At 62.7% G+C, this 12,779-nt stretch carries 10 protein-coding genes; 3 read left to right on the top strand and 7 right to left on the bottom strand.

All coding sequences use genetic code 11. The features are described from left to right. The first annotated feature begins 100 nt into the window (after positions 1–100). Together LGH82_RS12655 and LGH82_RS12660 are read left to right on the top strand one after the other, a co-directional pair. Positions 101–1,162 carry a Dyp-type peroxidase gene (locus LGH82_RS12655; protein ID WP_227348794.1) on the top strand — a complete coding sequence of 354 codons (1,062 nt, stop codon included), beginning with the start codon at positions 101–103 and terminating at the stop codon, positions 1,160–1,162. Further along, positions 1,155–1,961, top strand: coding sequence for a family 1 encapsulin nanocompartment shell protein (locus tag LGH82_RS12660; protein ID WP_227348795.1), 807 nt, complete (start codon positions 1,155–1,157; stop codon positions 1,959–1,961). The genes LGH82_RS12655 and LGH82_RS12660 overlap by 8 nt, the downstream gene beginning before the upstream one ends. A 12-nt stretch (positions 1,962–1,973) precedes the next feature. On the opposite strand, the gene LGH82_RS12665 is transcribed toward LGH82_RS12660, so the two are convergent. The 5 genes from LGH82_RS12665 to LGH82_RS12685 form a co-directional block, all read right to left on the bottom strand. After that, entirely contained in the window at positions 1,974–2,669 is a 696-nt protein-coding gene (locus tag LGH82_RS12665; protein WP_227348796.1) for an SDR family NAD(P)-dependent oxidoreductase, read from the bottom strand. A gap of 141 nt (positions 2,670–2,810) precedes the next feature. Then, the gene (locus LGH82_RS12670; protein ID WP_227348797.1) at positions 2,811–4,238 is read right to left on the bottom strand and encodes a DHA2 family efflux MFS transporter permease subunit; all 1,428 of its coding nucleotides are present in this window, start codon (positions 4,236–4,238) and stop codon (positions 2,811–2,813) included. A gap of 294 nt (positions 4,239–4,532) precedes the next feature. Further along, positions 4,533–5,972: an NAD(P)-dependent oxidoreductase gene (locus LGH82_RS12675; RefSeq protein ID WP_227348798.1), complete on the bottom strand. Its 1,440-nt coding sequence runs from the start codon at positions 5,970–5,972 to the stop codon at positions 4,533–4,535. A gap of 223 nt (positions 5,973–6,195) precedes the next feature. Continuing rightward, on the bottom strand, positions 6,196–7,542 hold the full coding sequence (locus LGH82_RS12680) for an NAD(P)/FAD-dependent oxidoreductase (protein ID WP_227348799.1): 1,347 nt from the start codon (positions 7,540–7,542) through the stop codon (positions 6,196–6,198). A gap of 370 nt (positions 7,543–7,912) precedes the next feature. Continuing rightward, entirely contained in the window at positions 7,913–9,103 is a 1,191-nt protein-coding gene (locus tag LGH82_RS12685; protein WP_227348800.1) for an S-(hydroxymethyl)glutathione dehydrogenase/class III alcohol dehydrogenase, read from the bottom strand. Between LGH82_RS12685 and LGH82_RS12690 the strand changes: the two genes are divergently transcribed. Next, a protein-coding gene (locus LGH82_RS12690) for an IS3 family transposase (RefSeq protein ID WP_413771365.1) occupies positions 9,069–10,219 on the top strand; the annotation gives its coding sequence in 2 pieces (ribosomal slippage) (positions 9,069–9,333 and positions 9,333–10,219; 1,152 coding nt in all). The two genes, LGH82_RS12685 and LGH82_RS12690, sit on opposite strands and share 35 nt — an antisense overlap. A 117-nt stretch (positions 10,220–10,336) precedes the next feature. On the opposite strand, the gene LGH82_RS12695 is transcribed toward LGH82_RS12690, so the two are convergent. Both LGH82_RS12695 and LGH82_RS12700 read right to left on the bottom strand, forming a co-directional pair. After that, positions 10,337–10,993, bottom strand: coding sequence for a glutathione S-transferase (locus tag LGH82_RS12695; RefSeq protein ID WP_227348801.1), 657 nt, complete (start codon positions 10,991–10,993; stop codon positions 10,337–10,339). Between the two features lie 9 nt (positions 10,994–11,002). Beyond that, on the bottom strand, positions 11,003–12,766 hold the full coding sequence (locus LGH82_RS12700; RefSeq protein ID WP_227348802.1) for a Rieske 2Fe-2S domain-containing protein: 1,764 nt from the start codon (positions 12,764–12,766) through the stop codon (positions 11,003–11,005). Positions 12,767–12,779 lie beyond the last annotated feature (13 nt).

The raw sequence follows: 12,779 nt of genomic DNA on the forward strand, positions 1-12,779 counted from the left end.
TATTCTATCGCTGGGGTGCTCGACGGCGCAAAAGCCGAGTCCTACAAACTGATCTGACATGCTGCGGTGCCGGTGCCGCATGCCAAACGACGGATCGAATATGGTTTCAAGCTTGCCGCCTCCCGTCTCCCAATCCGTCGCCGCCAGGCTGACGCGGGCGGCGATATTCCTGGTCGTGACCGTCAATCCCGGATCGGCGGCCGAGGAAACGGTGCGTAGCGTGTGCGGCGATCTCTCCAGCCTGCTGCGCGGCGTGGGATTCCGCAATCTCAACGGCCAGCTGTCCTGCATCATGGGGTTCGGCTCCGATGCCTGGGACAGGTTGTTTGGAGCGCCGAGGCCGAAGGACCTGCATCCATTCCGTGAGATACGAGGCGTGCATCACGCCGTCTCGACGCCGGGCGACCTCCTGTTTCACATCCGCGCGGCGAGCATGGACCTCTGCTTCGAACTGGCGACACACATCATGTCCCGGCTCGCTGGTTCGGTCACGACGGTGGACGAGGTGCACGGCTTCAAGTTTTTCGACGACCGCGACCTGCTCGGCTTTGTCGACGGCACTGAAAACCCGGTGGGCCAGACGGCCAGCACGGCCACCCTTGTCGGCGATGAAGACGCCACCTTTGCTGGCGGCAGCTACGTGATCGTGCAAAAATACCTGCACGACGTGGAGCGGTGGAACAAGGTGTCTGTCGAGGAGCAAGAGAAAATCATCGGCAGGCACAAGCTGTCCGATATCGAACAGCTCGATTCCGCGAAGAAGCCCTACGCCCACAATGTCCTGACGTCGATCGAGGAGAATGGCGAGCAGCTTCAGATCGTGCGCGACAACATGCCGTTCGGTCAGGTGGGGAAAGGAGAGTTCGGCACCTATTTCATCGGCTACGCCCGTTCCCCCCACCGCATCGAGAAGATGCTGGAGAACATGTTCATCGGCAATCCGCCGGGCACCTACGACCATCTCCTGGATTTCAGCCGCGCGGTGACGGGGACGCTGTTCTTCGTGCCGACGGTGGATTTCCTGGACGATGTCACTGTCGAGGCGGCTGCCGACACTGGCACCAATGAGCCGCTGGCCCCCGAGGCGCCCCGGCCGGACGCGCTAACCAACGATGGTTCACTCGGCATCGGATCCCTGAAGAAAGAGGCACGACATGAATAATCTCCATCGGCACCTCGCGCCCATCTCCGAGCAGGCATGGGAGCAGATCGAAGAGGAAGCGTCGCGGACGCTCAAGCGCCATCTGGCCGCGCGGCGCGTCGTGGACGTCGTCGGCCCGAAGGGCGTCGACTTCTCGGCTGTCGGAACAGGTCATCTCAAGCCGATTGCCTCGCCCGGCGAAGGGGTGCAGTCCGTGCAGCGTGAAGTGAAGGCGCTGGTCGAATTGCGCGTCCCTTTCGAACTCACCCGCCAGGCGATTGACGATGTGGAGCGCGGCGCGACCGATTCAGACTGGTCGCCCGTGAAGGAAGCGGCGCGCCAGATCGCCTTCGCCGAGGATCGCTCCGTGTTCGACGGATATGCCGCGGCCGGCATCCAGGGTGTTCGCCAGGGCGCCAGCAATGCCGTTGTCACGCTCCCCGCCAATGTGATGGGCTATCCGGAAGCTGTCGGACAGGCGGTCAGCCAATTGCGGCTTGCCGGGGTCAATGGCCCTTATGCTCTTGTGCTGGGTGCGGCCGCGTATACCGCCGCGAGCGGCGGCAGTGACGAGGGCTACCCGGTCCTCAATCATCTCGAACGGTTGGTCGACGGAGGGATCATCTGGGCGCCGGCCATAGAAGGCGGGTTCGTGCTCACCACGCGTGGGGGCGATTTCGAGCTGGACATCGGGCAGGATATCTCGATCGGCTACCTCAGCCATTCTGGCACGGCCGTCGAATTGTACCTCCAGGAGACCTTCACTTTCCGGCTGCTGACCGCCGAGGCCGCTGTCGTGCTCGCACCTGTGAAGAAGTAGGCCCAGCCAAGGTCAGAAATTCTCGACCCAAGGCCTGAGTTCGAGTTCCCAAGTCCAGGCGCTGCGATGCTGACGATGGATCGCAAGATAGGTTTCGGCGATCGCATCCGGAGACAGCCGCCGATCCGGCTGGCCAGCCTCGTCAACCTGTCCGGACACTTTTGGCGCAATGCCGCCGTCGATAATGAAATGCGCGACATGGATGTTCTTCGGAGCGAGTTCGCGGGCCATGGATTGCGCCAATCCGCGCAGGCCGAATTTTGGCATCGCAAATCCGGCTGAACCGGACATCCCCTTGACGCTCGCCGTGGCGCCCGTGAACAGGATCGATCCGGAGCCACGGGCAAGCAGCCGACGCGCGGCCTGTTGCCCGACCAGGAACCCGCCGTAGGCGCCCACCAGCAATGCTTGCCTGACGGCTTCGAGCTCAAGTTCGGCAATCGGCCCGCGCACACGTCCGCTGGCGTTGAACACCGCCAGCGACAGCGGACCAACCTTGTCGGCGACAGCGAACAGATTCTCGACCGAGGCGGCATCGGCGACGTCGGCTTCCACTACCAGCGCGCCGGTCTCCTCGACCAGCGGAGCGAGCTTGGACACGTTGCGGGCAGCCAAGACCACGCGAAAGCCCTGCCGGGTGAGAAGACGCGCGAGCGAGGCGCTCAATCCTGAACCTGCCCCGGCGATAACTGCCATTTCAGTTGCCATGCGGTTCCTCCTACAAGGGATTCTGGCCGACGCCGGTTGCCACATGAGGCGCGCATTTCGGCGGTGCGCGACGCATTGACTCGCGCAACATCGCAGCGTTCCCGTCCGACAACCAGCGCCAATGTGATGGCATCATGCCATTCATTTACGAGGGCCGCCTCTCTTGTGGCCACTGACCTGCACACCGTCCTCGGCACGCAGATACAGGAATCCGGGAATGGAAATCAGCGGGATGATCGCGGTCAGCAGGAACACCTGGTGAAAGCGCTCTGGCGTCAGGACATGGGTTTCTCCCGCGACGAGCCCCAGCAGCATGGCGGCAATCGAGACGCCGAGCGAAACGCTGAGCTGCTGCAGTACGCCGCCGAGGCTGGTGGCGCGGCTGAGCTTGTCCGCCGGTAGGTCGGCATAGGAAAGTGTGTTTGAGGTCATGAACTGCGACGAACGGACAATCCCGAACAGGAAGACATACAAACCGATCATCCAGTGAGGCGTATCCGCCCTCATCAAGGCGAAACCCGCCACCGTAGCCGAGCCGACAACAGCGCTGCCGATCAGCACGACACTGAAGCCGAACCGCCGCAGCAGAGGCGACAGCAACGGCCGCATGAGCAATGCGCCGAAGCTGCCGATGAATGTCAGCGAGCCGGACGTGACCGGGCTCATGCCAAAGCCGACCTGCAGCATCAGCGGCAGCAGGAACGGCACGCCATTCAGGCCGACGCGGCACAGGCCGCCTGCCAGCGTGCCGACCCAGAACGAACGAAATCGAAACAGCGTCAGGTCGACGGCCGGCGCCACGACGCGCCGCGCATAGCGCCCGAAGGCCACCAGCAGCAGCACCGCGGCCGCAAGCACCAGCACCGTCGCCGAAATCGGAATGATCGGCCGGCCGATGCTTTCCAGGCCGAATTGCAGAAGCGCCACGCCGCATCCCACCATCAGGAACCCGGCGAAGTCGAAGCGTTGCACCGCTTTCTCATGAAAGTCGTCGACGAAGCGCAGCGCGGCCAGGATGCCGATCAGGCCGAATGGCACGTTGACGTAGAATATCCATCGCCACGACGCATAGGTTGTCAGCAGGCCGCCAAGCAGCGGCCCGATCACGGGCCCCATGATGGCCGGCAAGGTCATGTAGGTCATGGCGGTGATCAGCCCGCTGCGCGGAAAGCTGCGCAGCAGGATCAACCGGCCAACCGGGGTCATCATGGCGCCGCCCAGCCCCTGCAGCGCGCGCATGGCCAGCAGCATGCCGAAACTGTTGGCCATGCCGCACAGCGCCGAGCCTACGGTGAAGGTGAACAGCGCCAGCGCGAACACCTTTCGTGCGCCGAACCTGTCGGCAAACCAGCCGCTGACCGGAATGAACACGGCCAGCGTCAGGATATAGGTGGTGATCGCCAGATTGAGCCTGACTGGCGTCGTGTCGAGGCTGCGTGCGATGGCCGGGATCGCGGTGGTGATGATGGTGGAATCGAGTTGTTCCATCAGGAAGGCAATGGCGACGATTATCGGAATGATCAGCCTCAGCCTCGGGTCGCGCTCGGTGGCGAATTGAGGCTGTTCCAATGCTCTGGCCAAATCCGTCATGCAGGTGGCTTGTGCTCTGGCCTGTTCGATCCCGATGGAGGCGGGATGCGGCTCAATATGTTTGTTTGAGCATGATCTGCTCCAAGGCAGCGATCATCTCATCCGACCGACCAATCGTGACACGATCGCACGGCGTGTCTTATGGTCCGACAAAAGGCGGAGCGGTAGTCAATTCTGCCTGGATGGAGGTCAACAAAGTTTGACTGCCGGCTGCCTGCCAGCAAATTCGAACCCATCCGAGGCCATCAAACCCACATGAGGACCGAACGAGGGTTATTGATAAGGGCCGGTGAGGTTGGATTTTTCGGCGACAAGGCAAAAGCGATTGATCAACCGGACAAGCTCCTCGCCTTGTTCGGCGACGATGTCTCGGCGCTGCTCCGGGTCCGCGCTTGCCATTACCTTCCAAAGCCGGGCTTGCCGGTCACAGAGGTCGCCCAGCTCAGAACACTCCTGCGCGGTCAGCTTCAACAGATTCCCCGCCGTTACCGGCCCGACGCCGGAGGGCGTGGTTGCTCCCAGGGAAACATATTCCGGCGGCACGGTGCCTTTTGCGTTCGTCACCGATTTGCGGCGGATGACGCCGAAAATCTGGTCGACTGCCTGTTTGGCGCCAGCCACCCGCGAAGGATGATCCGTATCGGCCGCGGCGTGCGGCAGAAGCTCAAGCTTGCCGCCGTGTTTCTCGACAAGGGCGAGATAAGGCAACATCGGGCCTGAAAGGCTGCCGGTCGATGCGTCCCGGAACAGGTCGGCATCGATTGCCGCATGGCGTACCCGCCCGGCATCGAGGGCATCGCCAAGAGCCGCAACGTCGACAAGCTCGCCGCGATCATAATTGACCAGCACCGCGCTGTTGTTCAGGCGGGACAAGACCTCCGAGCCGACGAGCCCTGCATTGGCATAGCGCCCGGTTTGCGCGTCCGGCTTGCCAAGCCCGACATGTACGCTCAGCACATCGGCGCCTTCAGCCGCGTCAGCGGGACTTGGCGCGTAGACAAACCCTTCGGCCTCGATCCACTCCCGGTGCCTTGGCCTCGCATGAACGACCACATGCATGCCGAAGGCGCGGGCAAGCTTGGCAACCTCGCGGCCGATATTTCCGTAGCCGATGATCGCGATCGTCTTACCTTCCAGCTTTTCGGTCGGAAAATCGCGCAGGTCCCTGCCGGTATCGAACGCGCCGCGCGCGACCCGGTCGTGAAGCGTGTCAACGGGGATATCGGGCAGCACTTTGAGGATCGCCTTCATCACCATCTGCGCCGTGGCGCGGCTGTTGATGCCCGGCGTGTTCATCAGCACCGCCGTGCCGCCCTCGCCGCTGCCGCCGCCCCAGGAGCGTGACCCCATATTGCCGGTGCCGGCGCCGATACGCACGCCGGCAAGCGGAAAAGCGGTCTCGACCGGCAGGAAGGTCGCCGCCGCGATGACGGCGTCGTACCGGCCGTCGCCGGCAGCCTCGATCAATTCGTCTCGCGTGCTGAGATCCGGCTGGTAGAAGAAATGAACGCGGCCGTGTTCGAGGCTGGCCTTGTCGCCGAGTGCGCCCGCATGAAAACGACCGCCCCGGGTTTCAATGTGGGCTCGCACCTCGCTGGCATCGGGCTTCCCATCAGGCCCAAAACGCAGGCCGACCAGGTCGCAGATGAGCACGGCATGGGCGCGCTGCTGCTCAGTTGACTCGGTGTTCTGTGCATTGGTGTTAGCGGTCACGTCGTTTCCATCAACGGAAGGCCTGCCGCGGCAGCAGCGTGTCCTGATAATCAGAACTTACCCGTCCGGAAAGGTGTCAGATCGACCGCCGGCGGCAGACCAGCGGCAAGCTGCGACACGATCTTGCCGGTGACGCCGCCGCCAATGAGGCCATGATGGCCGTGGCCGAAAGCTCAGATGACATTCCTCGCCCGCGACGCCCGGTCGATGGGTCCGTCCGCCTCTAAAGGCTGGGTCCCAGTTGAATTGGGCTGCCGTCGCTGAACCGGGATTGGCGGAACCTGTGAAGGTTGTGTCCTGTCTCGTTTCCCTGGACGAGGTCGGACACCACTCTGCCCATGCCGGGTCCTATGCCGAAGCCGTGACCGCTCATCCCGGTTGCGATAACGAGGCCCGGGATTTCGGCGGCACGATCAACGATAGGCACGACATCCGGCATCGCATCGATCATGCCCGCCCAGCTCGCCTTGAGCGGCATTGTCTTGAATTGCGGGAAAAGCTCCTTGAACTCGCGGTCGATGTCGCGCAGCGCCGAGGCTTTGGGGGCGGGATTGAGGATGCGCATCCGTTCGAATGGACTCTCTTCGTCAGCGTTCCACTTGCGCGGGGTTGACCAACTGTCCGGATACCCTCGCGGTGCGGCCGGCAGGTAGCGCGTGCCAAAAGGATTCGCCATCAGCGCGCTGACATACTTGCTGGCGTGACGAAACGCGTCCGGCCCGACATACAGCTGATTGGCGCCTCCCGATGCAAGCGTGTACCCGCCATCCTGCCTGCGCCGGAATGCGATATGTTCGTCGGCGACCGCACCAGGATGAACTTCCGGCATCGGTTGGGTCGCGGCGACCGTCGCCCTGACGCTTAGCTGCGGGATCGAGATGCCGTGCGCGCGCAGGAAGAGCGACGTCCACGCGCCGCTCGCAACCACGACGCTTGAGGTGGCAATACGGCCCTTCTCGGTCCAGACGCCGCTGATGCGTCCTGCTGAGAGGTCGAGCATACGTGCCGCGCAATTTTCCATGATCGTGACGCCCTGCCGGGCAGCCAGGCGAGCGAGCGCGGGCACGGCGACCCAAGGCTCGGCACGCATGTCCGATGGGGTGGTCATCGCGCCCCTGAACGGGCGCGACATCGCCGGGATCAGCCTGGCGGTCTCGCTCTGGTCAAGGAGGCGTGTGTCGAGGTCATGAGCCTGGGCGATCTTGAAGAATTTCGCGAACCCGGCCATCTCCTTGTCCGTCCGTGCAAGATAGGTAACGCCTGTCTGCTTCAACCCTATGTCTTCGCCGCACTCCTCGGCCAGTTGCCGCCAGAGGCGTTGCGCTTCGATCACGATCGGCAACTCATCGGCATCACGGCCCTGCTGCCGGATCCAGCCCCAGTTGCGCGAGGATTGCTCGGCCGCTATGCGTCCCTTTTCCAGCAATGTCACCGAAATGTTCCGCCTGGCCAGGAACAGCGCCGTCGCCACGCCGATGACGCCCCCGCCGATGATCACGACATCAGAGGTCTTCGGCAGCGGTGCTTGAAACTGGATCGGAGTGGCTTCGGTGAAGGGAAAGATCGTCAAAGAACACTATCCTGTTTGAGATGCCGCAACGGTATCCGGTCAACAGACTTGTCTTGGCCGCGAGACCTAGCCGCGTTCGCGGAATGTCGACGATGTGCGAGGAGATTGATAGTCGGATACTGCTAGGTCGACCTGGAAAACCCGCGCGCCAGCGCAATAAAGTTGTTGATGGCCATAAGCATCGTTCGACGCGCTACACATGGACATGACGGCAATGCCGCATGAGCCCTCCAGCGGCACGGAAGCCTGATGGATCGACCGGCGGCACAGGCATTCCGGAATGCCTTGTCGCGCCGCCGGTCTTACGCCAATGCTGGGGAGGCAGAGTTTGGGAACACAGGCCTTCAGCGCGGCGTATGGCTAAAACCGATCAGTAGACCACGACGCTGCGGATGCTTTCACCGGCATGCATGAGGTCAAAACCCCTATTGATGTCCTCGAGCTTCAGCGTGTGGGTGATCATCGGGTCGATCTCGATCTTGCCGTCCATGTACCAGTCGACGATTTTCGGCACATCGGTGCGGCCGCGCGCGCCGCCAAAGGCGGTACCCATCCAGGTGCGCCCGGTGACCAGCTGGAACGGCCGCGTCGAAATCTCCTGGCCAGCACCGGCAACGCCGATGACCACCGACTTGCCCCAGCCGCGATGCGAGGCTTCCAGCGCCTGGCGCATGACCTTGGTGTTGCCGGTGCAGTCGAACGTGTAGTCGGCGCCGCCGATCTGGTCGGCGCCGCGTTTGGTCATGTTGACGAGATAGGGCACGACATCGCCGTCGATCTCCTTGGGATTGACGAAATGCGTCATGCCGAACTTCTCGCCCCAGGCCTTCTTGTCGTTGTTGAGGTCAACGCCGATGATCATGTCGGCGCCGGCAAGGCGCAGGCCCTGGATGACATTCAAGCCGATGCCGCCAAGACCGAAGACCACGGCCGTCGCGCCGATCTCGACCTTGGCGGTGTTGATGACGGCGCCGATGCCGGTGGTGACGCCGCAGCCGATGTAGCAGATCTTGTCGAAGGGGGCGTCTGGGTTGACCTTGGCCAGCGCGATCTCCGGCAGCACGGTAAAGTTGGAGAAGGTCGAGCAGCCCATGTAGTGGAAGATCTTGTCCTTGCCGATCGAGAAGCGCGATGAGCCATCGGGCATCAGGCCCTGGCCCTGCGTGGCGCGGATGGCCGTGCACAGGTTGGTCTTGCGCGACAGGCAGGACGGGCACTGGCGGCATTCGGGCGTGTAGAGCGGGATGACATGATCGCCCTTCTTGAGCGAGGTGACGCCCTTGCCGACATCGACGACGACGCCGGCACCTTCATGGCCGAGAATGGCTGGAAACAGGCCTTCGGGATCGGCGCCCGACAGCGTGAACTCGTCGGTGTGGCAGATGCCCGTCGCCTTGATCTCGACCAGCACCTCGCCTTCGCGCGGACCCTCGAGGTCGACCTCCATGATCTCAAGCGGCTTTCCGGCGGCGACTGGACTTGCCCCGAAAAAGTGGAGAGTTTCCTTCTGATGAAAGGCGACCTCGATGACGAAACAGAGACAGTTTACGGATGCGTTCAAGGCGGAGGCGGTTGGCCTTGTGCGAACGAGCGGTCGGACGAAGCGGCAGATCGCGGAGGATCTTGGTGTTGGTTTCTCGACGCTGACGCGATGGATGGGTCGGCAGCTGGATCGTGAGATGGGCGATCCTGGGCGTCCGCCTGATGCTGATGTCGCCGCTGAATTGAAACGGCTGCGGCGGGAGAATGAAATCCTTCGGCAGGAGCGGGATATCTTGAAACGGGCGACGGCTTTTTTCGTCAAGGAGGGAAGTCGGTGAGGTTCGCGCTCATCGACCAGGCGAAGAAGGATTTCCCTGTGGACCGTTTGTGCGCGACGCTGGGTGTCAGCCCGAGCGGCTACTTTGCCTGGGGGCGCCGGCCGGCGTGCCGCCGGCAGCGCGACGACATGATAATGCTGGCGCATGTGCGATCGTCGTTCGCGCTGTCGAACGGAACCTATGGTAGCCCGCGCATGACGCGGGAACTGCAAGACAATGGCTTTGCCATTGGCCGGCGACGAACGGCGCGTCTGATGCGGGAGAATGGCCTCCAGGCAAGACAGAAGCGGCGGTTCAAGCGCACGACGGACAGCGAACACGCCTTTCCGGTTGCCCCCAATGTCATCGACCAGGATTTTGCCGCCACTGGTCCCAACCAGAAATGGGGTGCCGACATCTCCTACATCTGGACGCGGGAGGGCTGGTTGTACCTTGCTGTCGTCATCGATCTGTTTGCCCGCAAGGTCGTTGGCTGGGCTGCTGGCAACCGGCTACACCGCAGCCTGGCTCTGGCAGCGCTCAACAAGGCGTTCGTCATGCGGCAGCCGGAACCCGGCCTCATTCACCACTCCGACCGCGGCAGCCAATATTGTTCTATCGACTACCAAGCCGAATTGCGTGCCGCCGGCGTCATCATCTCAATGTCAGGCAAGGGCAATTGCTTTGATAACGCCATGGTCGAAACATTCTTCAAGACGCTGAAAACTGAACTGATCTGGCGCACCTCTTTCCTTACCCGCGCCGATGCCCAAGCCGCCATTGCCCGATATATCGACGGCTTCTACAATCCCATCCGGCGGCATTCCGCGCTCGACTACATCAGCCCGATGCAGTTCGAGCGAAACGCCGCCGAATGAGCAACCCGCTCTCCACTTTACCGAAGCAAGTCCAGACAGCGACTGCGGCGCGGGTTTTCATTCTTTTTCTCCAAATGGGTGTTTTGCAGAGCCGTGGCCCGGCTCTTTGTGATCGGTCTAGGCGGCGACGGCGACCTTGCCGGGGCCTGCCGGGAATACGCCCGACATCACCGTAAACCCCTTGATGCGCTTGACCCGGTCGCACCAGCGCCGGATGGCCGGATAGTCCTGGCGCGGAATACCGCCCTCCTCCGACAGGATGATGTAGGGAAAGCAGGCAATGTCGGCGATGGTTGGATGACCCGCCGAACAGATCCAGTCGCGGCCCTGCTGCTCGCCGAACCACAGATGTTCGTCGAGGATGCGGAACAGCCGATGCGCGCCGGCGCGGACGGCATCGATGTCGAAATCATAGAACAGGCCGTCATGCAGGCGCGCCGCCGAGGAGGTCGCGGTGATGCCGTCGGCGAAGGCCAGCCATTGGCTGATCTCGCCCAGCAGCGCCGGGTTGTCCCTGGGATACCACGTGCCTGATGGATCGTATTTCGACGCAAGGTAGACGAGGATCGCCTGCGCATCGCGCAGCAGCAGCCCGTCATCGTCGAGCACCGGCAATTGCCCGAGCGGATTGAGCTTGAGGAACCACTCCGATTTGTGCTCGCGGCCGGGATAGAAGTCGACAGGCACGGTCTTGTAGTCGACGCCGAGAAAGCTCAGCAGCAGGCGCAATTTGTAGCAATTGCCTGACAGTTCGTAGTCGTAAAGCGTGATCATCGGCTGCTCCTAGATGTCCAGCACGAGGCGTGCCGATTTGGCCCGCGAGACACAGGTCATGATCTTGTTCCCGGCTTTTTTCTCGGCGTCGTTCAGATAGACGTCCTGGTGGTCCGGCTCGCCTTCGATCACTGTCGCAACGCAGGTGCCGCAAGCGCCCTGCTCGCAGGACGACGGCACATCGATGCCGTTCTCGCGCATCACCTGCATGATGGTCTTGCCGGCGGGCACCTTGAGCGTGACGCAGGAGCGCGCCAGGGCCACCTCAAAACTCGAACTGTCGTCGATCTTGTTGGTGTTCTTGAAATACTCGAAATGCACGGCGGCGTCCGGCCAGCCTTGCTCGGCCGCGACCTTGCGGGCAGCTTCCAGCATCGGGCCGGGGCCGCAAATGTAGACATGCATGCCATTCCGGTAAGGCGAAAGCAGCTCGCGCAATTTCGCGCCAGTTTGTTCTGGCGTGAGGCCAAGATGCGGCACAAGCGAGCCGCCGAGCTGCCGCAGGCGGTCGGAGAAGGCGAGATGGTCTTCGCCTTGCGCGAAATAGTGCAGTTCATGCGCCAGATCCTGGTTCTTCAGCGCCTGCGCCATGGCCAGCAGCGGCGTGATGCCGATGCCGCCGGCGATAAACAGCGTCTTGATCGCGTCGCGGCGCAGCGGAAAATTGTTGCGCGGCTCGGAAATCGCCAGCACGTCGCCTTCACGCACGGTCTCGTGCATGCATTTGGAGCCGCCCTTCGAATCCCTCTCCAGCTTGACGCCGATGGTGAAGCTGTCGGTTTCGCCAGGACCGTTGGTGATCGAATATTGCCGGACCTCGCCATTGGGCATGTGGACATCGATATGGGCACCCGGCTGGAAGGTGGGCAGAAGCCCCTTGATCGGGCGCAGCTCGAACCCGGCTATGCCGTCGGCTGCCTGCCATTTCCGCGCCACCGTGACGCGCAACGCCGCCTTGCGGCCATGCGTCGTCAGTTCCGGCATCTCGGCAAGCTCGGCCGACACCTTTTCATAGACAGGCTCGATCGGGGCGGGCGCGACCGCGCTTGCAGCCTCGCGTTCCACCGCATCGCGCAGCTTGCCAAGCCGTTCATTATGGTGGCGCAGGACGGCGATATGGGCGGCTCCTTCGATATCCCCGTCGAGCACGCCGCGAATGACCGAGCGGTTGGAATCGACAGGCTGGACAAAGAACACGCCATGCGTCTCCTCGCCGCCGTTACGCGAGCGGAGCGCCACGGCAAAATCCTGCGCGGCTTCGACCAGCATATCCGCGCCGTCGCCCTCGACAGCCCCGCTGGGCTGGAAGCGATAGGCCTTCAGCTTCTCTACGACCCTGTCGGCGGGCGCGTTGACCGGAATGCCGCGCAAGGCGAGCAACTTGCCCTCCGGCAGCCCGACATCGGGAACCTCCCCTTGCGGCTCCTCGGATGACCAGACGAGGCCATAGCGCTCCACGGCGGGAAAGGTGCGGTTGGTGATGGTGCGCGCCGGCGCGTCGGCTGGGTGCGCGGGGATATAGGTGCAGCCGGCGGTGCGGTTCGAATAGCGCCAGCCATGGTACTGGCACTTCAACTCGCGGCCGTCATTGATGCCGATCGACAGCCTGACGCCGCGATGCAGGCAGCGGTTCTCCCAGATGTTGATGTAACCGTCATCGGCGCGCCAGACGGCGAACTCCCGGCCAAGCAACTGGCCATGGAAAACGTGGCGGTAAGGCAAATCATGGGCAGCGGCGATCGGATGCCACCGGTTCCTGGCTTCTTGCAACATTCATCGTCTCCAA

Origin of the sequence: Mesorhizobium sp. PAMC28654 (genome assembly GCF_020616515.1) — a bacterium.
Taxonomy (GTDB): domain Bacteria; phylum Pseudomonadota; class Alphaproteobacteria; order Rhizobiales; family Rhizobiaceae; genus Mesorhizobium.

Bases quoted from the DNA above. Each gene is read 5' to 3' on its own strand.
- LGH82_RS12665 (WP_227348796.1), bottom strand. From the start codon at position 2,669: ATGGCAACTGAAATGGCAGTTATCGCCGGGGCAGGTTCAGGATTGAGC.
- LGH82_RS12655 (WP_227348794.1), top strand. From the start codon at position 101: ATGGTTTCAAGCTTGCCGCCTCCCGTCTCCCAATCCGTCGCCGCCAGG.
- LGH82_RS12700 (WP_227348802.1), bottom strand. From the start codon at position 12,766: ATGTTGCAAGAAGCCAGGAACCGGTGGCATCCGATCGCCGCTGCCCAT.
- LGH82_RS12695 (WP_227348801.1), bottom strand. From the start codon at position 10,993: ATGATCACGCTTTACGACTACGAACTGTCAGGCAATTGCTACAAATTG.
- LGH82_RS12660 (WP_227348795.1), top strand. From the start codon at position 1,155: ATGAATAATCTCCATCGGCACCTCGCGCCCATCTCCGAGCAGGCATGG.